This is a genomic window from Methylocystis rosea SV97 (genome assembly GCF_000372845.1).
GTDB classification, from domain to species: domain Bacteria; phylum Pseudomonadota; class Alphaproteobacteria; order Rhizobiales; family Beijerinckiaceae; genus Methylocystis; species Methylocystis rosea.
The window spans coordinates 2,009,407-2,028,252 of sequence record NZ_KB889963.1; the positions used below are offsets into that span (position 1 = coordinate 2,009,407).

At 63.0% G+C, this 18,846-nt stretch carries 18 protein-coding genes; 4 read left to right on the plus strand and 14 right to left on the minus strand.

The annotated features are described in order from the left end of the window. Nucleotides 1-30 precede the first annotated feature (30 nt). Nucleotides 31-381 carry a P-II family nitrogen regulator gene (locus A3OO_RS0110470; protein WP_280642594.1) on the minus strand — a complete coding sequence of 117 codons (351 nt, stop codon included), beginning with the start codon at nt 379-381 and terminating at the stop codon, nt 31-33. A gap of 285 nt (nt 382-666) precedes the next feature. Between A3OO_RS0110470 and A3OO_RS0110475 the strand changes: the two genes are divergently transcribed. Genes A3OO_RS0110475 through A3OO_RS0110485 form a run of 3 tightly spaced genes read left to right on the plus strand, consistent with a single transcriptional unit; the run spans nt 667 to nt 3,421 of the window. Next, nucleotides 667-2,055 carry a leucyl aminopeptidase family protein gene (locus A3OO_RS0110475; protein WP_018407799.1) on the plus strand — a complete coding sequence of 463 codons (1,389 nt, stop codon included), beginning with the start codon at nt 667-669 and terminating at the stop codon, nt 2,053-2,055. Beyond that, nucleotides 2,052-2,915, plus strand: coding sequence for a C40 family peptidase (locus A3OO_RS0110480; protein ID WP_018407800.1), 864 nt, complete (start codon nt 2,052-2,054; stop codon nt 2,913-2,915). The genes A3OO_RS0110475 and A3OO_RS0110480 overlap by 4 nt, the downstream gene beginning before the upstream one ends. Further along, entirely contained in the window at nt 2,912-3,421 is a 510-nt protein-coding gene (locus A3OO_RS0110485) for a MaoC/PaaZ C-terminal domain-containing protein (RefSeq protein WP_018407801.1), read from the plus strand. Before A3OO_RS0110480 ends, A3OO_RS0110485 begins: the two co-directional genes overlap by 4 nt. Here the strand turns inward: A3OO_RS0110485 and A3OO_RS0110490 are convergent. The 4 genes from A3OO_RS0110490 to A3OO_RS0110505 form a co-directional block, all read right to left on the minus strand. Beyond that, nucleotides 3,404-5,053 carry an ABC transporter ATP-binding protein gene (locus A3OO_RS0110490; RefSeq protein ID WP_018407802.1) on the minus strand — a complete coding sequence of 550 codons (1,650 nt, stop codon included), beginning with the start codon at nt 5,051-5,053 and terminating at the stop codon, nt 3,404-3,406. The two genes, A3OO_RS0110485 and A3OO_RS0110490, sit on opposite strands and share 18 nt — an antisense overlap. Then, nucleotides 5,050-6,222, minus strand: coding sequence for an ABC transporter permease (locus A3OO_RS0110495; protein ID WP_018407803.1), 1,173 nt, complete (start codon nt 6,220-6,222; stop codon nt 5,050-5,052). Before A3OO_RS0110495 ends, A3OO_RS0110490 begins: the two co-directional genes overlap by 4 nt. Then, nucleotides 6,219-7,331 (minus strand): microcin C ABC transporter permease YejB, encoded by a 1,113-nt coding sequence (locus A3OO_RS0110500; RefSeq protein WP_018407804.1) that lies wholly within the window; start codon nt 7,329-7,331, stop codon nt 6,219-6,221. The genes A3OO_RS0110495 and A3OO_RS0110500 overlap by 4 nt, the downstream gene beginning before the upstream one ends. Before the next feature lie 66 nt (nt 7,332-7,397). Beyond that, nucleotides 7,398-9,308: an extracellular solute-binding protein gene (locus A3OO_RS0110505; RefSeq protein WP_018407805.1), complete on the minus strand. Its 1,911-nt coding sequence runs from the start codon at nt 9,306-9,308 to the stop codon at nt 7,398-7,400. A gap of 147 nt (nt 9,309-9,455) precedes the next feature. Between A3OO_RS0110505 and A3OO_RS0110510 the strand changes: the two genes are divergently transcribed. Further along, on the plus strand, nt 9,456-10,904 hold the full coding sequence (locus A3OO_RS0110510) for an NAD-dependent succinate-semialdehyde dehydrogenase (RefSeq protein WP_018407806.1): 1,449 nt from the start codon (nt 9,456-9,458) through the stop codon (nt 10,902-10,904). Here A3OO_RS0110510 and A3OO_RS0110515 read toward each other — a convergent pair whose 3' ends face one another. The 9 genes from A3OO_RS0110515 to trmB all read right to left on the minus strand — a co-directional run bounded on the left by A3OO_RS0110515 (nt 10,905) and on the right by trmB (nt 18,719). After that, entirely contained in the window at nt 10,905-12,404 is a 1,500-nt protein-coding gene (locus tag A3OO_RS0110515; protein ID WP_018407807.1) for a bifunctional metallophosphatase/5'-nucleotidase, read from the minus strand. Nucleotides 12,405-12,542: 138 nt separating this feature from the next. Further along, nucleotides 12,543-12,902 (minus strand): endonuclease domain-containing protein, encoded by a 360-nt coding sequence (locus tag A3OO_RS0110520; protein WP_018407808.1) that lies wholly within the window; start codon nt 12,900-12,902, stop codon nt 12,543-12,545. Nucleotides 12,903-13,062: 160 nt separating this feature from the next. Next, nucleotides 13,063-14,538: an ammonium transporter gene (locus A3OO_RS0110525; RefSeq protein WP_018407809.1), complete on the minus strand. Its 1,476-nt coding sequence runs from the start codon at nt 14,536-14,538 to the stop codon at nt 13,063-13,065. Nucleotides 14,539-14,570: 32 nt separating this feature from the next. Further along, nucleotides 14,571-14,909, minus strand: coding sequence for a P-II family nitrogen regulator (locus tag A3OO_RS0110530; RefSeq protein ID WP_026222881.1), 339 nt, complete (start codon nt 14,907-14,909; stop codon nt 14,571-14,573). Between the two features lie 351 nt (nt 14,910-15,260). Next, nucleotides 15,261-16,136 (minus strand): acyl-CoA thioesterase, encoded by an 876-nt coding sequence (locus tag A3OO_RS0110535; protein ID WP_018407811.1) that lies wholly within the window; start codon nt 16,134-16,136, stop codon nt 15,261-15,263. 14 nt (nt 16,137-16,150) lie between these two features. Beyond that, complete coding sequence (locus A3OO_RS0110540) at nt 16,151-16,375, minus strand: Trm112 family protein (protein WP_026222882.1); 225 nt, start codon at nt 16,373-16,375, stop codon at nt 16,151-16,153. A 14-nt stretch (nt 16,376-16,389) separates the two neighbouring features. After that, the gene (locus tag A3OO_RS0110545) at nt 16,390-17,058 is read right to left on the minus strand and encodes an LON peptidase substrate-binding domain-containing protein (RefSeq protein ID WP_018407813.1); all 669 of its coding nucleotides are present in this window, start codon (nt 17,056-17,058) and stop codon (nt 16,390-16,392) included. 16 nt (nt 17,059-17,074) lie between these two features. Next, entirely contained in the window at nt 17,075-17,968 is an 894-nt protein-coding gene (locus tag A3OO_RS0110550) for a thioredoxin family protein (protein WP_040573408.1), read from the minus strand. Nucleotides 17,969-18,035: 67 nt separating this feature from the next. Next, nucleotides 18,036-18,719 carry a tRNA (guanosine(46)-N7)-methyltransferase TrmB gene (gene trmB, locus A3OO_RS0110555; RefSeq protein ID WP_018407815.1) on the minus strand — a complete coding sequence of 228 codons (684 nt, stop codon included), beginning with the start codon at nt 18,717-18,719 and terminating at the stop codon, nt 18,036-18,038. Between the last annotated feature and the right edge of the window lie 127 nt (nt 18,720-18,846).

Consider the following 18,846-nt stretch of genomic DNA (forward strand, 5'->3'; position numbering starts at 1 on the left):
GTGAATCCTGATTGATGATTGGGAAGGCGCTTAGAGCGCGTCGGAATCGGTCTCTCCGGTGCGGATGCGCATGGCGCGCTCCAGCGGCGAGACGAAAATTTTGCCGTCGCCGATATGGCCGGTATAGGCGGCGAGTCTGATCGCCTCGACGGCGCGATCGACGAGCGCTTCAGGAAGCGCGATGTCGATCTTAACCTTGGGCAGGAACGCGACGATATATTCGGCGCCGCGATAGATTTCGGCATGGCCCTTCTGTCGGCCATAGCCTTTCACCTCGGTCGCGGTCATTCCGTGCACGCCGATTTCCGTCAGCGCCTCACGCACCTCGTCGAGCTTGAAGGGTTTAATAATCGCCGTGATGATCTTCATTTGCGCAGACATGCCCTCATGGATGGCGGATTGAACATTGTCTCAGCAATTGGCATGCCATTATGCGCATAAAATAATCGTTTTGCATCCTGGCGTCGAGTTCAAGTCTGGCCAGTCGTGAGGCGCCAGGCGGCTAAGTTTTATACACTATGCGTACATTGTCAGCTGGTGTGGGCGCGGCTCGCCGACTTCGCCCGCCACGCCGCTTGAGGTGAGCGATCTTTCGCTTTTGTGTGATGCGGGCGCCCGGTAGAGGTAGAAGCCGATCGTCGGGAGCGCAGAAAGCGGCGGAAGCGGATGAAGCTTGAAGACTGGTCGCCCGAGGCGACCGCCATCGATTTCGTTAATAAGGAAGACTGGCCCGAACGCCGCGCGAAGCTTCCTGAGCCTACAGCGCGTCTCGCGGAGCTTTCGGGCTTTGAGGCGAAGCCCGGCTCGCTTCTTTTCGCGCCGGACGCCGACGGCGCGCCGCGGGTCTATTTCGGCGCGGAGGGCAGGGCGCCAAAGGCGCGCGATCCGTTCTTTGCCGGAAAGCTCGCGACTGCGCTGCCCAAGGGGCTCTACCGGTTTGGCGATGGCGTCGACGCGCCGGCGCAGGCGGCGCTGGCGTTCCTTCTGTCGACCTATTCCTTCACGTGCTACAAGGCCCCAAAGAGGGAAGCCCCGCGTCTGTGCGCGCCGCAAGGCGTCGACCGCGCGCGCATCGAGCGCATCGCCGGCGCCGTCGGCCTCGGGCGCGATCTCGTCAACACCCCGACCAATGACATGGGGCCGGAGGCGCTCGCCGAAGCGGCGCTCGCTCTCGGCGCGAAGCATGGCGCCAAGACTCGCGTCATTGTCGGCGACGCGTTGCTTGCCGAAAACTTCCCCTTGATTCACGCCGTCGGGCGCGCAGCCGCTCAGGCGCCGAGGCTCGTCGAATTCGAGCACGGCCCGGACGACGGTCTGCGCGTTACGCTCGTCGGCAAAGGCGTTTGTTTCGATACCGGCGGTCTCGACATCAAGCCTTCGAGCGCGATGGCGCTGATGAAGAAGGACATGGGCGGCGCCGCGACAACCCTCTCGCTTGCGGCGATGCTGCTTGAGGGGAATGCGCCGGTCCGTTTGCGCGTGCTGCTTCCGATCGTCGAGAATTCGATTTCGGCGTCGGCGTTTCGAACCAGCGACATTTACCGCAGCCGCAAAGGGCTGAGCGTCGAAATCGGCAATACCGACGCCGAGGGCAGACTCATTCTCGCCGATGCGCTCGCCTATGCGAGCGAAACGCCGCCTGATCTGCTGTTCGATTTCGCGACGCTGACAGGCGCCGCGCGCGTCGCGCTCGGTCCGGAGATTCCGCCGTTCTATACCGGCGATGACGCGCTTGCCCAAGAGATCGCGCGGCAGGCCGGCGCCGTAAACGATCCGGTGTGGCGGATGCCTCTATGGGACAGTTACGACAGCGGTCTCGACGGCAAGATCTCGGATCTGGTCAATGTCACGAGCGGCCCCTTCGCCGGATCGATCACCGCCGCGCTGTTTCTGAGGCGCTTCGTGGCGGATCCCAAGCGCTGGGCGCATTTCGATGTTTATTGCTGGAATCCGTCGACGAAACCCGGCCGCCCGGAAGGCGGCGAGGTGCAGGCGGCGCGTTTGCTTTATGAATTGATCGAGGCCCGCGCCGAGCAGAGGAACGCGAAGCCGTGAGCGAAGATTTCGATCGGCGGCTGACGCCCGCGCGCCCAGAAGTCGCGGCCGCCTATCTCAAGGGACGCGTGAGCGCGGAGCGCTATGTCGAAGGCGTCGCGATGGAGGTCAGAGACTGCGTCGTCGACCTTCGGCGTGAACCACGTCCCGACGCCGCCGTCGACACTCAGGCGATCTATGGCGAGCGCGTCACCGTTTACGATGAGGAGGAAGGTTGGGCGTGGGCGCAGCTTGCGCGCGACGATTATGTCGGCTGGATCGCGGCGAATACGCTATGGCGCGAATTGAGCGCGCCGACGCATCGAATCTGCGTTCCACGGACCTTCATTTATCCGGGTCCGAACATCAAATTGCCGCCGCTCAACGCGCTGCCGCTCGGCGCCGAAGTCGCCATCGCTGAGGAGCGCGGCGGCTTTGGCGTGACGCCGGAACTCGGATTCATCTATCGCAAACATCTCGCGCCACGCGAGGCGCAGGCGCCAGATTTCGTAGCGGTCGCCGAGACGCTTCTAGGCGCGCCCTATCTCTGGGGCGGCAAGTCTTGGATGGGCGTTGATTGCTCCGGACTGGTGCAAATTTCCCTGCTGATGGCGGGGGTGAAAGCGCCGCGCGACACCGATATGCAGGAAGCTGCGCTCGGCGCGCGGCTCGATCCCGGCGCCCCGCTACTGCGCGGCGACATCGTCTTTTGGAAGGGGCATGTCGGCGTCATGCGCGACGCCGCGACGCTGCTTCACGCCAACGCCACGCATATGCAAGTCACCAGCGAGCCGCTCGACGTCGTGCGCGCGCGCAACGAAGCGGCGGGGGCTGGACCGGTCACGAGCGTGAAGCGCCTGGCGAAAGACGTTTCGGCATGACGAAAAGGCTTTATCTGGAAGATCTTCGCGTTGGGCAGCGGTTACGTTCAGCGAGCGTCACGATCACCGCGCAGGACATTATCCGCTTCGCGCGCGACAGCGATCCGCAGTATTTTCATCTCGACGAAGATGCGGCCAAAGACAGTATGTTCAGCGGGCTCGTCGCCAGCGGTTGGCAAACCGGCGCGCTGAGCGTGAAACTCCTGATCGACTCAGCCGACCCGCCTTTTGCTGGCGGGCTCGTCGGCGTTGAGGCGCATATCGCCTGGAAACTCCCGGTGCGGCCGGGCGATTCGCTGAGGGTGGAAGCCGAAGTCACGCGGATTGTTCATCCGCGCCGCTATGCCGATCGCGGCTTCGTTTCGATGGACATGGCGACCTATAATCAGCGCGGCGAAGTCGTGCTCACGCAGAGCGTCACAGTGATCGCCTTCCGCGACCCTGCGCGGGCAAGTGAAACTGCAAACGGCGCCACGGCGATTCCGGGATCATTTTCCGGCGACTGAGTTGCCCGGAATGGGCTCCGCCTCATTGCGAAACGCCGCTGCAAAGAGCGCGCGCGTATATTCGCTCTTGGGCTGGGAAAACACCTGGCTCGCCGGCCCTTCCTCGACCACCTTGCCATAGCGCATAACTATGAGATGGGCGGCGAGCGCCTTCACGACGCGCAGATCGTGACTGATGAAGAGATAGGCGAGCGAGCGGCGTCGCTGCAGGTCGCGCAAGAGATCGATGATCTGCGCTTGCACGGACATGTCGAGCGCTGAGGTCGGCTCGTCGAGCACGACGAATTTCGGTTCAAGCACGATGGCGCGGGCGATGGCGATCCGCTGCCGCTGGCCGCCCGAGAATTCGTGCGGGTAGCGATCCATCGTCGATGGATCGAGCCCGGTTTCCTGCAGCGCGCGCGCAACGATTTCGCGGCGCTGATTGAGCGTAAGTTCGGGCCGCTGAACGGTCAGTCCTTCGGCGACGATTTCCGCGACCGACATGCGCGGCGAGAGAGAGCCGTAAGGGTCCTGGAAGACGATTTGCATGTCGCGGCGAAGCGGACGCATGGCGTCGACGCTTTTGCCGTCGATGCGCTCTCCGAGGAAGACGATCGGACCTTCCGAGCGAATGAGCCGCAGCATCGCCAGCGCCAGCGTTGTCTTGCCGGAGCCCGACTCGCCGACGACGCCGACGGTCGCGCCCTCGCGCACTGAAAGGGTGACGCCGTCCACCGCCTTCACATGGCCGACGACGCGACGCATGAAGCCGCGCCGTATCGGAAACCAGACGCGCAGCTGCTCAGCCGATGCGACGACGGGCGCTTGCGTGTCTTCGATAATCGGCGCGCCCTTGGGCTCCGCCGTGAGCAGCGCCTTGGTGTAGGGATGCTGCGGCGATGTGAAGACCTCTCCGACCTCGCCCTGCTCGACGATGCGGCCCTGCTGCATCACGCAGACCGTGTCGGCGAAACGGCGCACGAGCCTAAGGTCGTGCGTGATGAACAGCATCGCCATGCCGTAGGTTTTTTGAAGCCGCTCGAGCAGCGCGAGAATCTGCGCCTGAACCGTGACGTCAAGCGCCGTCGTCGGCTCGTCGGCGATCAGCAGATCCGGCTTGTTGGCGAGCGCCATGGCGATCATGACGCGCTGACGCTGGCCGCCCGAAAGCTGATGCGGATAGGCGCTCAGTCGCGCCTGAGGATCAGGGATGCCGACTTCACCCAGAAGCTCAATGACTCGGTTCCGAACCGCGTCTTCGCCGCGCATGCCGTGCAGTTCGAGAATCTCCGCAATCTGCCGCTCGATCATGTGCAGCGGATTGAGCGAGGTCATCGGCTCCTGAAACACCATTGTGATGCCCGCGCCACGAATGGCGCGCAGACGATTGTCGTCGATCGTGAGCATATTCGCGCCGTCGAACAGCGCCTCGCCGGACGCGATCGCGCCAGGGGGAAGCAGGCGTACGATCGATAGAGCGCTGATCGACTTGCCGGAGCCGGATTCGCCGACGAGCGCCAGCGTCTTGCCCCGCTCAAGGGAGAAGGAGACCCGGTCGACGGCCTTGGTCTCGTGCCCGCCTTGCCGAAAGGTGACCGAGAGATCGCGAATGTTGAGGAGGGGAGACGCTGCGGCGCTGTGAGGTGTCACCGGAAATTCTTCCTCGGGTCGAAGGCGTCGCGGACCGCTTCGCCGACAAAGACCAGAAGCGACAGCATCAGCGCGATGATCGCAAAGCCGGTCAGTCCCAGCCATGGCGCCTGGAGATTGGATTTTGCTTGCAGCAACAGTTCGCCGAGCGAGGGCGAGCCCGGCGGCAGGCCAAACCCCAGAAAGTCCAGCGCCGTGAGCGTGGTGATTGACGAGTTGAGAATGAAGGGCAGGAAGGTCAGCGTCGCCACGGTGGCGTTCGGCAGCAGGTGCTTGACGATAATCTTGAAATTGCTCAGCCCAAGCGCGCGCGCCGCGTTGACATATTCGAAGTTGCGCGCGCGCAGGAACTCGGCCCGAACGACATGCACCAGCGACACCCAGGAAAAGAGCAGCAGGATGCCGAGCAGCACGAAAAAGCCCGGCGTCAAGAAGGATGAAATGATGATGAGCAGATACAGCTGCGGCAGCGACGACCAAACCTCGATGAAGCGTTGGAACACGAGATCGACGCGCCCGCCGAAGTAGCCCTGTATGGCGCCCGCGGCGACGCCGACGATCGAGGAGATCGTCGCCAGGATCAGTCCGAACAGCACCGAGATGCGGAATCCATAAAGGAGGCGCGCGACGACGTCGCGGCCCTGATCGTCGGTGCCGAGCCAATTATATTCCAGCGCGGCGCAGCCGCGATTGGGCTCGCCCGGTCGCAGCCCTTTCGCCGCGGCGATCTCGCATTGCTGCTGCGTCAGCATCCAGGTCGGCGGCGAGGGCGCGGGCGTCGGCAACTCCAGATTATGCGTGTCATAGGAAAAGCGAATCGGCGGCCAAAGCATCCAGCCATGCGCTTTGATTTCGTCGGCGATCACAGGGTCGCGATAATCGGTGCGGGCCAGGAAGCCGCCGAATTTATCTTCCGGATAGGACACGAACGCGGGGAACAGCAATTGGCCCTTGTACCAGGCCAGAATCGGCCGGTCGTTCGCCAGGAAATTCGAGCCGAGCGCCATGATGAACAGCGTCATGAAGACCCAGAACGACCAATAGCCGCGCTTGTTCGCCTTGAAACTGTCGAGGCGTCGCCGGTCGAGCGGCGTGAGCCGCAGCCAGCCCTCGCGATGAAGGGGCGGGGCGAGATGCGTTTCGGCGTCGGCTGCTGCGCTCACCGTCATACCTCGCGCGTTTCGAAATCGATGCGCGGATCGATCCAGGTATAGGTGAGATCGGAAATGAGATTCACCACAAGTCCGAGCAGCGCAAAGATGTAGAGGTTGGCGAAAACCACCGGATAGTCGCGATTGACGATGCTCTCGAAAGACAAATAGCCCAGTCCATCAAGCGAAAAGATCGTCTCGATCAGCACCGAGCCGGTGAGAAAGGCGTGTACGAAGGCGCCGGGAAAGCCGGCGATGACGATCAGCATCGCGTTGCGAAACACATGTCCATAGAGCACGCGCCGCTCCGTCAGGCCCTTCATGCGCGCGGTCTGAACATATTGCTTGCGGATCTCGTCGAGGAAAGAGTTCTTTGTCAGAAACGTCTGCGTTGCGAAGGCGCCAAGCGTCATCGCGGAGACGGGCAGAATGATGTGCCAGAGATAGTCTTTCACCTTGCCAAACAGCGACAGCTGCCAGAAATCGTCCGAGGTCAGGCCGCGCAGCGGGAAGATCTGCCAGAAGGAGCCGCCGGCGAAGAGCACGATCAGCAGCATCGCAAACAGAAAACTCGGAATGGCGTAGCCGACGATGATGGCGTTGGATGTCCACATGTCGAATTTCGTTCCATCGCGCACCGCTTTGGCGATGCCGAGCGGAATCGAAATCGAATAGGAGAGAAGCGTCATCCACAAGCCGAGCGAAATCGAGACGGGAAGCTTTTCTGCGATCAGCTTGAGGACGCTCTCGTCGCGAAAGTAGCTGCGCCCGAAATCGAACATCGCATAATTCTTCACCATCAGCAGGAATCGCTCCCACGCCGGCTTGTCGAAGCCGAACTGCTTTTCGAGCTCCGCGATGAATTTCGGGTCGAGCCCCTGCGCGCCGCGATATTTAGAGGCGGTTTCGGCGGCCATCGTTCCGGTCTGGCTCGCGCCGCCCTGTCCGACGTCGCCGCCCCCGCCGGAAAAGCGTCCGGTTGCGCCGACGTCGAAGCCTTGCAGTTGCGCGATGATGCGTTCCACTGGACCGCCCGGCGCGAACTGCACGATGACGAAAGAGATGAGCATGATGCCGAGGATCGTCGGGATCATCAGCAGCACGCGGCGGGCGATATAGGCTCCCATTAACGTCTCGCGTTCTTTTGCATCGGCCGCATTTCGGCTCCCGACGGACTGCGCCGGGAGATCCCCTTAGCGTCCCGTGAAGTTGATTTTTTTCGCCTTATCTTCGTCCCACCACCAGGTCCACAGCACGCCGGTGTCGAACTTCGGCGGGCGCTCGGGCTGGCCGAAGAGATCCCAATAGGCGAAGCGATGCACCGGATTATACCAGTGCGGGACCCAGTAGCGCTGCGCACGCAAAGCGCGGTCGAGCGCACGGCTGCAGGTGACGAGCTCTTCGCGCGTTTGCGCCTGGAGCGCTTTTTCAACGAGCGAGTCGATCGCCGGATTGGAGACCCCCGGCAGGTTTCGCGAGCCGGGCACATTGGCGGTCTTCGAACTGAAATAAGCGCGAAGCTCCTCTCCGGGGTTCCAGCTCATCATCAGCACGTCGTGGACGACGTCGAAGTCAAAGTTTTCAAGTCGCTGCTTGTATTGAGCGGCGTCGACGACGCGGATGTGGGCGCTCACTCCGAGAAGCTTCAAATTCTTGATGAAGGGCTGCGTGTGCCGCTCGAAGACGTTGGAATTGTCGAGAAACTCGAATTCCAGCGGCGTTCCGTCGGGCAAGCATAGAACGCCATCCTTGCGCGTGCAGCCGGCCGCGACGAACAGATCATTCGCCTTTTTGAGCAGGACGCGATCCTGACCCGTGCCGTCGGAAACCGGCGCGACGAAGGGCTCGCCAAAAACTTCCGCCGGCAGATCAGCGCGAAAGGGCTCCAGCAGCGCCTTTTCCTGTTCGCTCGGCAAGCCTTTCGCTTCAAGCTCGGAGTTCTCGAAATAAGACGAGATGCGCTTGTAGGCGTCATACATCAGGTTGCGGCTTGTCCATTCGTAATCGAAGGCGTAGCCGATCGCTTCGCGCACCCGCGGATCTTTGAAAATCTTGCGGCGCGTGTTGAAGAACCATCCCTGGATCTGCGGAATGTTGTAGTTGGGCGTCGTCGTTCGCTTGACGCGCCCTTCCTTGAACGCCGGAAAATCATAGCCCGTCGCCCAAACGCGCGCGATGTTTTCCTCTCGCTCGGTGAATGCGCCGGCCTTGAAGGCTTCGAAGGCGACCTGGCTGTCGCCGAAATATTCGAAGCGCACGACGTCGAAATTGGCCTGACCTGTCGTGATCGGCAGGTCCTTCGCCCAATAGTCAGGCATGCGATGATAGGCGATGTAACGACCCTGCTCGAAGGCGCCGACCTTGTATGGCCCGGAGCCGAGCGGCGGCTCCATCGTCGTCGCTGCGAAGTCGCGGTCCTTGTAATAGGCGCGCGAAAAGATCGGCTGACCCACGACGCTGAGCGGCAGATCGCGCGTGCGATCGGGCGCGAAGCGCAGCACCAGAACGTCGTCGGCCTCCGCTTCGGCGCTTTCGAGGTCACGCAGCATCTGGCTGATGACCGGATGGCCCTTGCTCTTGAGAATGTTGAGCGAAAAGGCGGCGTCATGCGCCGTGAGCGGCGAGCCGTCGTGGAAGCGCGCCTCTTTACGCAACAGAAAGGCGTAAGTGAGCTTGTCGGGCGAGATGCGCACCTTCTTGGCGACGAGGCCGTAGTAGGCGTCGCGTTCGTCGAGGCTCTGATTCATCAGACTGTCGAAGACGAGCGTCATGCCCGTCGCCGGATTGCCCCGCAGCACATAGGCGTTGAAACTGTCGTAGGTCGAGCTTGCCGGCGACAGCGCCAATGTCCCTCCCTTGGGGGCTTTTGGATTTACGTAGCCGAAATATTTGAAGTCGGCCGGCTCGCCAAGGTCGCCAAAGGTCGAAAGGCCGTGGCTCTCGACTTCGCCCTGCGCGAGCGGGCCGAAGCGATTGGAGGCGGCGGTCGGCGCTCCGGGCTTGGCCAGCACGCGCGGCGCGATCAAGGCGGCGGCGCCGGCGCCGATAACAGAGCGACGGGACAGGCGAATGCGCGTCAGATCGACGATTGTGGAATGAGCCAAATGTGACCTCAGGCGGCGGCGGGCGCTTGCCCATGAACCGCGATTATGTCGGTTTTTTTGCGGGTTCGCGAGCGGCCCGTTAAGGACCGTCACGCCGCTTTGGCCCTTTGTAGCAAAAATGCGCGACGCGCGCCCAGGGGAAGTCGAATGAACTCTGTCAGCCTAGGCCTTCGCGAGCAAGCATTCATCGGCGGGCTTTGGCTCGGCGCCGACAGCGGCGTGACCTTCGCCGTCAATAATCCGGCGTCAGGCGCGGTCCTCGGCCAAGTTCCCGACATGGGCGCAGCCGAAACGCGCAGGGCGATCGAGTCCTGCGCGGGGGCGCTGCCAAGCTGGCGCGATCGCGCCGCCAAGGAGCGCGCGCATATCATGCGCCGCTGGTTCGAATTGATCATGGCCGATCAGGAGCGGCTGGCGCGCATCATCACCGCTGAAATGGGCAAGCCGCTCGCCGAAGCCCGCGGGGAAATCGCCTATGCAGCGAGCTTTATCGAGTGGTTCGCGGAGGAGGGTCGGCGCATCTACGGCGACGTGATACCGGGTCCGACCGATCGTCGGCTGCTCGTGTTCAAACAGGCGATCGGCGTCACCGCGGCGATTACGCCGTGGAACTTCCCGTCCGCCATGTTTGCGCGCAAGGTCGGCGCGGCGCTCGGCGCCGGCTGCGCGATGGTGGTGAAGCCTGCTGAGCTGACGCCCTTCTCCGCGCTGGCGCTGGCGGAGCTTGCCGAGCGCGCCGGCGTGCCCGCCGGCGTGATCAATGTGGTGACGGCGAAGGATCCGGCGCCGGTCGGACTCGAATTCACGCAAAATCCCCTCGTGCGCAAGCTGACCTTCACCGGCTCGACCGAGGTCGGGAAAATCTTGCTGCGGCAGGCGGCCGAGAACATCCAGAAATGCTCGATGGAGCTTGGCGGCAACGCGCCGCTGATCATCTTTGAAGACGCCGATCTCGAGCGCGCCGTCGAGGGCGCGATCGCCACCAAATACCGCAACAGCGGTCAGACCTGCGTTTCGGCGAACCGCATCCTCGTGCATGCGTCGATTGTCGACGTCTTCGCCGAAAGGCTCGCGGCGGCGGCTGGCGAGTTAAAGGTCGGCGAAGGGACGGAGGAGGGCGTCGCCATCGGTCCGCTGATTGAAGAAGCTGCGGTCGAAAAGGTCGAGCGTCACGTCGCCGACGCCGTCGCCCGCGGCGCAAAGGTTCTCACCGGCGGCGCCCGCCACGCGCTCGGCGGCTCCTTCTTTCAACCCACGGTGCTCGCCAATGTGCCGGCCGACGCGCTCATCTTCAACGAGGAGACCTTCGGTCCCGTCGCGCCGCTGATTTCCTTTGAAAGCGAGGCTGAAGCGGTGCGTCTCGCCAACGCCACGCCTTACGGTCTCGCCGCTTACTTCTACAGTCGCGACGTCGCGCGCGTCATCCGCGTCGCCGAGCAGTTGGAGTTCGGCATGGTGGGCGTCAACGAGACTTTGATCTCGACCGAAGTGGCACCCTTCGGCGGCGTCAAACACTCCGGTCTCGGCCGCGAAGGATCGCGCTACGGCGTCGATGATTACATCGAGATCAAATATGTCTGCCTCGGCGGACTTTGATCATTCGATCCTGATGCGGCCATCGACCACGGGCGCAATCACGCGGGTCTTTTCGATGGCGTCGATGATAACGTTCGTCAGCAGCGGTCCCTCAAGGTCGCTGACCAGCGGTTTCCCCCGCGCAAGCGCGACATAGCCGTCCTTGCCGCGCGCCAGGAAGTCGATCGTCGCAACCTTGTAGAGCTTCGTGTCGTCGAGCGGCTTGCCGCCGACCTCGATTGAAACAAGCCGCGAGCCAGGAACCGCGTCGCGCCGCACGACAATGCGGGCGCCGGAAATCTGCGCGAATCGCCCCGCGTCCTTGCCGATCAGCCAAACGGCGTTTTCCAGCGCCGCGCGAAGATCGGCGCCTGTAAGCGCCAGAGTCACCAGCTGATTGTTGAACGGCAGCTCCTTGGCGATGTCCTTGCGCGTCAGCGTTGTCCCCGGAGCATAGCTGCGATTGCCGCGAATGCCGCCGCCGTTGATGATCGCGACGTCAGCGCCAGCGGCGGCGCGCATCGCGTCGGCGAAAAAGTCGCCGATCGCGGTCTCTTCACCGCGCACGCTCGCCTTTCGGCTGTCGAGCGGCGTCTTTGCGACGCCGATGTCGATGTCGAGCGCCTTGTCGACCTCGGCTTCATATTGCGCGACGCGCTCCGCAATCGCGGCGTCTGGCGCCACGTCCGCCGTGTCGATGATGCGGAACCTGGGCGTCCAGCGCTTTACGCCGTCGTCGGCGATCCGCATCTCGACATCAATCGCGACGAGATTGACGCCGTCGGCCTGTGTCTCGCCGATGGCGGCGCGGCCGTCATAGGCGACAAGAAGATTGTGATCATGCCCGGACAGAACGATGTCGATCGGTCCAAGCTTCGCCAGACGCAGATCGTCCTGCCATTCGGAATGCGTGACGACGACGACAAGATCCGCGCCGGCGTCGCGAAGCGCCTGGGCCTCGCGTTTCGCGGTCTCGATCGCGGGCAGAAGTTTCAGGCTTCCGGGGCTGGACCGTCTCGCCGACTCGTCGTCGGTCAGGCCGAAAATTCCGACCTTCACCCCGTCGATATCGATGATCTTGCTGTCCACGAAGCCGGGCAGGGCGCGACCGGAGGCGTCGCGTAGATTGGCGGCGAGCAGAGGGAATTTCGCTTCGCCCATGCGCTGGCGAAAAACCGCTTCGCCGAAATCGAACTCGTGATTGCCGGGCGTGAACACGTCGAGGCCAATTCGGTTGAGGAGATCGATGATATGCGCCCCCTTGTCGACGCTCGAGGTGAGCGAGGGCGACAGCGTGTCGCCGGCGTGCGCGACGATGATATTCTTCGCCTTCGCGCGCTCGGCTTTCAGCGCGCCGGCGATCCGGGCGAAGCCGCCGCGTCCGTCTCTCTCAGCCATCTCGTAGATGTCGCTGAAGACGACGAAGGTGAGATTGACGACGCGCTCGGCTGCGCGGGCGGGGAAGGCGAAAGCCGCGAGGAGGAAGAGAATTACGCCGGAGCGCTGAAGCTTTCGAAACATTTTGCTCACTTCGAATGACACAAGTGTGATCGCGATTTTGGTAAGCGGCGATGTCCGCTCATGGAGCGAGGCTCCTGCCGCTTCCTCTCCCCGCTTGCGGGGAGAGGTGAGGTGAGGGGCCTGGTGATTGCCGGAAAACTATCCGCTCTCATGCAGGGCCGCCAAGATGGCCTCAACGACAGCATCCGCATTTTCATAGAGCTGCGCATTGTTGAAACGGATGACACTATAGCCCTGAGACTGAAGAAAATCTGTCCGCATAGTGTCGTGCGCGATCTCCGCGGCGCTCGAATGGGTTTCGCCATCGATTTCCACGATCAGGCTGCGCTGACGACACAGGAAATCTGCAATGTAGGGACCGACTGGCGCCTGTCTTATGAATTTGAATCCGCCGAGCGCCCTGTTCTGCAGGCGCTTCCATAGGAGGCGCTCGGCGCTTGTGGCGTCGCGCCGGAGGGCGCGTGCGCGGCGCGTTTCCAGTATGCGCAGGCCTCTCATCCGTCGTTCGCTTCGCTAAATCCCCTGGCCCCTCACCTTACCTCTCCCCGCTCTCCGCGGGGAGAGGGGCGGCAAGCGTTGCGCCATAACAATTTGCGTCCGCTATAAAAAAGAAACGGCGCCCGTAGGCGCCGCTTCGCATCGTGTCAGGAGACTGAACTTAGTAGTTGTAAGCGCGCTCGCCGTGATCGGTGATGTCGAGACCTTCGCGCTCTTGATCGGGCGTCGGCCGCAGTCCGACGATGAGGTCGACGAGCTTGTAGAGGATCGCCGAACCGATGCCGGACCACAGGAGAGTCGCGATGACGGCGATTCCCTGCGCCTTCATCTGCGCCATCATGTCGTAGGTTCCGGCGAAGGTTTCCAGATTGGTGTAGTCGGTGATGCCGACGCCGCCGAGATCGGGACTGACCAGAATACCGGTCGCCAAGGCGCCGGTGATGCCGCCGATGCAGTGCACGCCGAAGACGTCGAGCGCGTCGTCGTAGCCCGCCATCTTCTTCACGAAATCAACGAAGAAGAGGCAGATCGGCGAAACGGCGAGGCCAAGGACGATGGCGCCGACCGGACCTGCATAACCCGACGCCGGCGTCACTGCGACGAGGCCCGCGACCGCGCCGGTGATAAGGCCGAGCATTGACGGTTTGCCCTTCACCAACCACTCGACGATCATCCAGGAGAGCGCCGCAGCCGCCGTCGCCACCATGGTGTTGACGAAGGCGAGCGCCGTCGTGCCGTTCGCCTCGAGATTCGAGCCGGCGTTAAAGCCGAACCAGCCGACCCACAGTAATGAGGCGCCGACCATCGACAGGGTGAGCGAATGCGGCGGCAAGGCTTCTTTGCCGTAGCCGATGCGCTTGCCAACCATGATTGCGCCCACGAGACCCGCGATGCCGGCGTTGATGTGCACCACCGTGCCGCCCGCGAAGTCCAGCGCGCCCTTGCCGGCGAGCCAGCCCACGGCGGCGTTGATCTCGTCGATCTTCGCCTGCGCGGCCGCTTTCGCCGCTTCGTCGCCCGCCGCGGCGAGTTGGGTCGCAGCATCAACGAGCGCGTTCGGATCGGCGACGCCCCACACCCAATGCGCGATGGGGAAGTAGATGACCGTCACCCAGAAGGCGACGAACAGCAGAACGGCCGAAAACTTCATGCGCTCGGCGAAGGCGCCGATGATCAGCGCCGGGGTGATCATCGCGAAGGTCATCTGGAAGACGAAATAAGCATATTCCGGAATGACGTGGCCGGGGGTGAAGGTCGCCGCATTGGAGGCGGCCGTCACGCCCTTGAGAAACAGCTTGTTGAAGCCGCCGATATAGTTGCTGAGCGAACCGCCGTCGCCGAAGGCGAGCGAGTAGCCATAAACCGTGTAGATCACGCCGACGAGCGCGACGATCGCGAAGGTCTGCGACAGGATCGACAGCATGTTCTTGGCGCGCACCAGGCCGCCATAGAACAGCGCGAGGCCCGGGATCGACATCATCAACACTAAGAGCGAAGACGTCAGCAACCAGGCGGTGTCGCCGGGATTGGGGGTCGGATCGTTCGCGGCGAAGGCCGGAAACGCCAATGATGCCGAAATCGCCGCTCCCGCGATGACCGAAGCGACAGAAGCGCTTCGAGGCGAAGGAAGTTTCATGTGTAAGAGCTCCTGATGTTGCGGGGAGGCGATCAAAGCGCGTCCGTGTCGGTTTCGCCGGTGCGGATGCGGATGGCGCGTTCGAGCGGCGTGACGAAAATCTTTCCGTCGCCGATCTGTCCGGTGCGCGCGGTGTTGGAAATTGCCTGGATCACCTGTTCGACGAGGGCGGCGTCGACGGCGACTTCGATTTTTAGCTTTGGCAAGAAACTGATCGCATACTCTGCGCCGCGATAAATTTCCGTATGTCCCTTCTGACGTCCGTAGCCCTTGACCTCAGTCACGGTAAGGCCGTGCACGCCGATGTTGGTCAGCGCGTCGCGGACCTCATCGAGCTTGAACGGCTTGATGATCGCTGTGACGATTTTCATCTGCCAATCCTGTTGGTTATCGACCTCGTTGGCGAGCGTCGCTCGCGTGACGGCGGCGTCTCCTGATTGCAATTCGCGGGGAGGACGCCGCCGCGTCGGCGACTACCGCCTTCAAATGCCATGCCAGCCGCGCTGACGCCTGAAATCTACTGGCCGGAAGCGTATCTGCTGTGACACCGACCGTGCCGCGGCTTGCAGCGGGTTGGCTATTGCCTTTGTCCGCCTCGACTATGCGCGAGAGTCAGTGGCGGCCGCGGTTTGCCCGGGCGCTTTCGCTTAAGGCGTCGCCGGCCGGTTATGCGCCTAGAAATTACGCAGACATTGGTCTGTTGCCTAAAATGTGCGCAGGCATCAGGATCGCGCCGAGTCGCGCTGGCGCACCAGGCCTTCCTGGCTCACCGAGGCGACAAGGCGTCCCTCGCGGGTGAAGATCTGCCCGCGTGTCAAGGCGCGCGCGCCGCCGGCCCAGGGGCTTTGCTGCGCGTAGAGAAGCCATTCGTCGACGCGCAGCGGCCCGTGAATCCACAGGGCATGATCAAGGCTCGCCACCTGGATCTTCGGATCGAAGATCGTCAGGCCGTGAACGAGCAGCGCCGTATTGAGCAGCGTCATATCGGAAAGATAGGCGAGCAGCGCTGTGTGAATGGCGGGGTCGTCCGGGACCGCGCCGCGCACGCGAAACCAGATCATCTGGCCGGCGGCGCGACGTTCGGGAAAAAATACGTCGTCGGGCGCGACAACGCGCATGTCGAGCGCGCTTCGCCGCTTCAGCCAGCTCTCGGCCTGTTCCGGAAGGAAGGCCCGAAAACGCTCGACGAGCGCGTGCACGTCGTCGAGACCCTCTGGGTCCGGCGCGTCGGGCATGGGGGCGGCGTGGGTAAGACCTTCTTCTCGCCGCTGAAACGACGCCTCCATTGAAAAGATCGTGTGTCCGCGCTGCGTGGCGTTACAGCGCCGCGTCGTGAAGCTCTTGCCGTCGCGCACGCGTTCGACGGCGAAGTCGATTGGAATCGTGGGATCGCCGGCGAGGACGAAATAGCCGTGCAGTGAATGAACGGGGCGGTCTTTGGGCGCCGTCCGCGTCGCGGCCACGAGCGCCTGAGCCACGGCCTGTCCGCCATAGACCTGACGGCCGGAAGAGGCCGGGCTATGGCCGCGGAAGAGGTCTGGTCCGAGCTCCTCGAGATCGAGAAGCGCCGGAAGCTTTGATGGCGCGTTTTCGTCCATTGCGGACGAGCCGGTCAGTCGACCTGGCGCGCCTCTTCGGGCAGCATGATCGGAATGCCGTCCCGAATCGGATAGGCGAGCCGCGCCGAGCGCGAAATGAGTTCCTGGCGCGCGCTGTCATATTCGAGAGTCGTCTTCGTCAGCGGACAGACGAGGATTTCGAGCAGGCGCGGATCAATCCGCGTCGGCTCCGCAGGGGACTCAAATCTCTCGGCGCCGGAATCGCGTTCGTCAGTCATGGTGTCAATTTCCTTCAATGCCATTGCGGGCGGTCGCCGTTTCGTTGCGCGAGATCGAGCTTCGCGAGCGCGATAAGCGTTTCCGCGCGGGTTTTCAGATCGATGGCTTCGATCAGCGCCTGCTTGTCGTTGGCGCCGAAGGGACACATCATCGCGAGCGCGTTGACGAGCGTTTCGGTCGGCGCCGCGTCTATGCTCGCCCAGTCGACTTCAAGTTTCGAACATTCGGCGAAGTTGCGCAACATTGACACCATGCTTTCGCGATCGACCGCGTCGGCGCCGGCGCCCGTCGTCAAATCCTCGAAGAATTCGTCATATGCGACCTGACACTGCCGGTATTGCGTTCGAACTTTAAGCTCCTCGAGAACGCGAAACCGCGCCACGCCGGTGAGGGTGACGAGATAGCGGCCGTCTCCGGTCTCGGCGAGGCGCGTGATCCGTCCGGCGCAGCCGACATCATAGAGCTGCATTGCTTCGCCGACGGTGTCGTCGCCCGGCAGCGGCTGGATCATGCCGATCAGGCGCGCGCCGGCGATCGCGTCGTCGACCATTGCGAGATAGCGCGGCTCAAAAACATTGAGCGGCAGTTCGCCGCGCGGCAACAATATGGCGCCCGAAAGCGGGAAGAGCGGCAGAACCCTCGGCAATTCGTCGATGTCGGCGTAGGGACGGTTCAGGCTCATATCGGCGAACGCCTCCCTAGGAGTAGAGCAGCGTGGACAGCCGCCGCCGTGCGTTCACGGCCGCCTTATCCATCGGTCCCCACGCCTCAAAAAACTGAATGAGCTGCTTTCTTGCGCCATCGTCATTCCAACTACGGTCGCGGCGGATGATGTCAAGCAGCGCATCCACCGCTTCATCGCGCAGTCCTTTGGCGTTAAGCGCGAGCGCCAGATCGAAACAGGCCTGCATGTCGTTAGGATTGCCGTTGACGCGATTTCTCAGTTCGTCGAGTTCGCCGAGATCCTGGGCCTGCTGGGCGTTCTGAAGCGCCGCCCCAGCCGCCGCGACGCCGCTGTCGCGGCGGATGGCGTCGGGGAGGGCTTCAAACAGCGCCCCGGCCTCATCTAAGCGTCCTGAATCGATATAAAGACGCAGCAAGGCGGCGGCGGCATTGGCGTTGGGCGGTTCGCCGCCGGCGAGTTCGCTCAGCAGCGATTCCGCGCCGGCGAGATCGCCCTCCGCGACCATCGCCTGGGCCGCTTCGAGCGCATCGCCCTCGTCCTCGATCGGGCCAATCAGCCGCTCCAGAAAGCCCTTGATCTGACTTTCGGGCAGCGCGCCGACGAAACCATCGATCGGTCGTGCGCGCTGAAACGCCACGACGGCTGGAATCGACTTGACGCCAAGCTGATCGGCGATCAGCGGATCGGCGTCGATATTCATTTTGACGAGCGCGATCTTGCCGCCCGAGGCGGCCACCAGACGCTCGATGATGGGCGCGAGCTGGCGACAGGGGCCGCACCATGGCGCCCAAAAATCGACGAGCACGATCTGCCGCATCGAAGCGTCGAGAACGTCGGCGCGGAAACGATCCGTGGTCGTTTCGACCGGCGTCGTCGGCGCCTTAGCCATTCCCGCCGTCTCAACCATGCGCTTCTCCCCTAGTCGCCATCATCGGCCGTGTGATTTTGTGAAGTCTTTGCAGCTTGGAGGCGGCTTAGCGCAACGCCCGGACGAAGGTCAGATAGACCGGATTGCGGCCTTCGGCCATGGCTTTGGCTTCATATTTGGTTCGGGTCCAGCCTGGCCATGGCGTTAGCCAGTCCTCCGCGCGCTGCCCGCGCCAGCGGAAGGCTGGGTGGGCGCGCAGCCGCGCCAAGGTCCAGGCGGCGTAATCGTCGATATCCGTCGCAAAGCGCAGCTCCGCGCCCGCATGCATCGCCCGCGCCAGACGGTCGAGATTTTCACGCGCAACGAAACGCCTCTTGCGCTGGCGCCTCTTTGGCCAAGGATCTGGGTAAAACAGATACACGCGCGACAGGCTGTCCTCTGGCAGCCAGTCGAGCACATCTGCGGCGTCGCCTTGATGCAGGCGGATATTCGTCAGTCCACGCTCGTCAATCCGGGCGAGGAGCTTCGCCACGCCGTTGAGGAAGGGCTCGCAGCCGATGAATTCAACCTCGGGGCTGTCGCTCGCCGCCGCGATCAGATGTTCGCCGCCGCCAAAGCCGATCTCGAGGCGCCTTTCGCGGGCGGTAGACTCCGGCGGCTGCGCAAGGTCGAGCGACAGACGCGGCAAGAGCTCGTCGATCAGAGCCGCCTGACGCTTTCGGAGCGCCTTGCCTTTCGAGCGGCCATAAAGACGGGCGTGAGCGCCGCGTTGCTGAGAGGTCTCGCTCATAAGCGCTAATTGGCCGCGATCATTTGGAACGTCGTCCAGTTTGTGGCGCTGGCTTGCGCCCGCGTCACAAACAGAGCCATCTCGCGACGGACAGAGCATTTCCCCGCTGCGGCGTTCGACTTCAGAG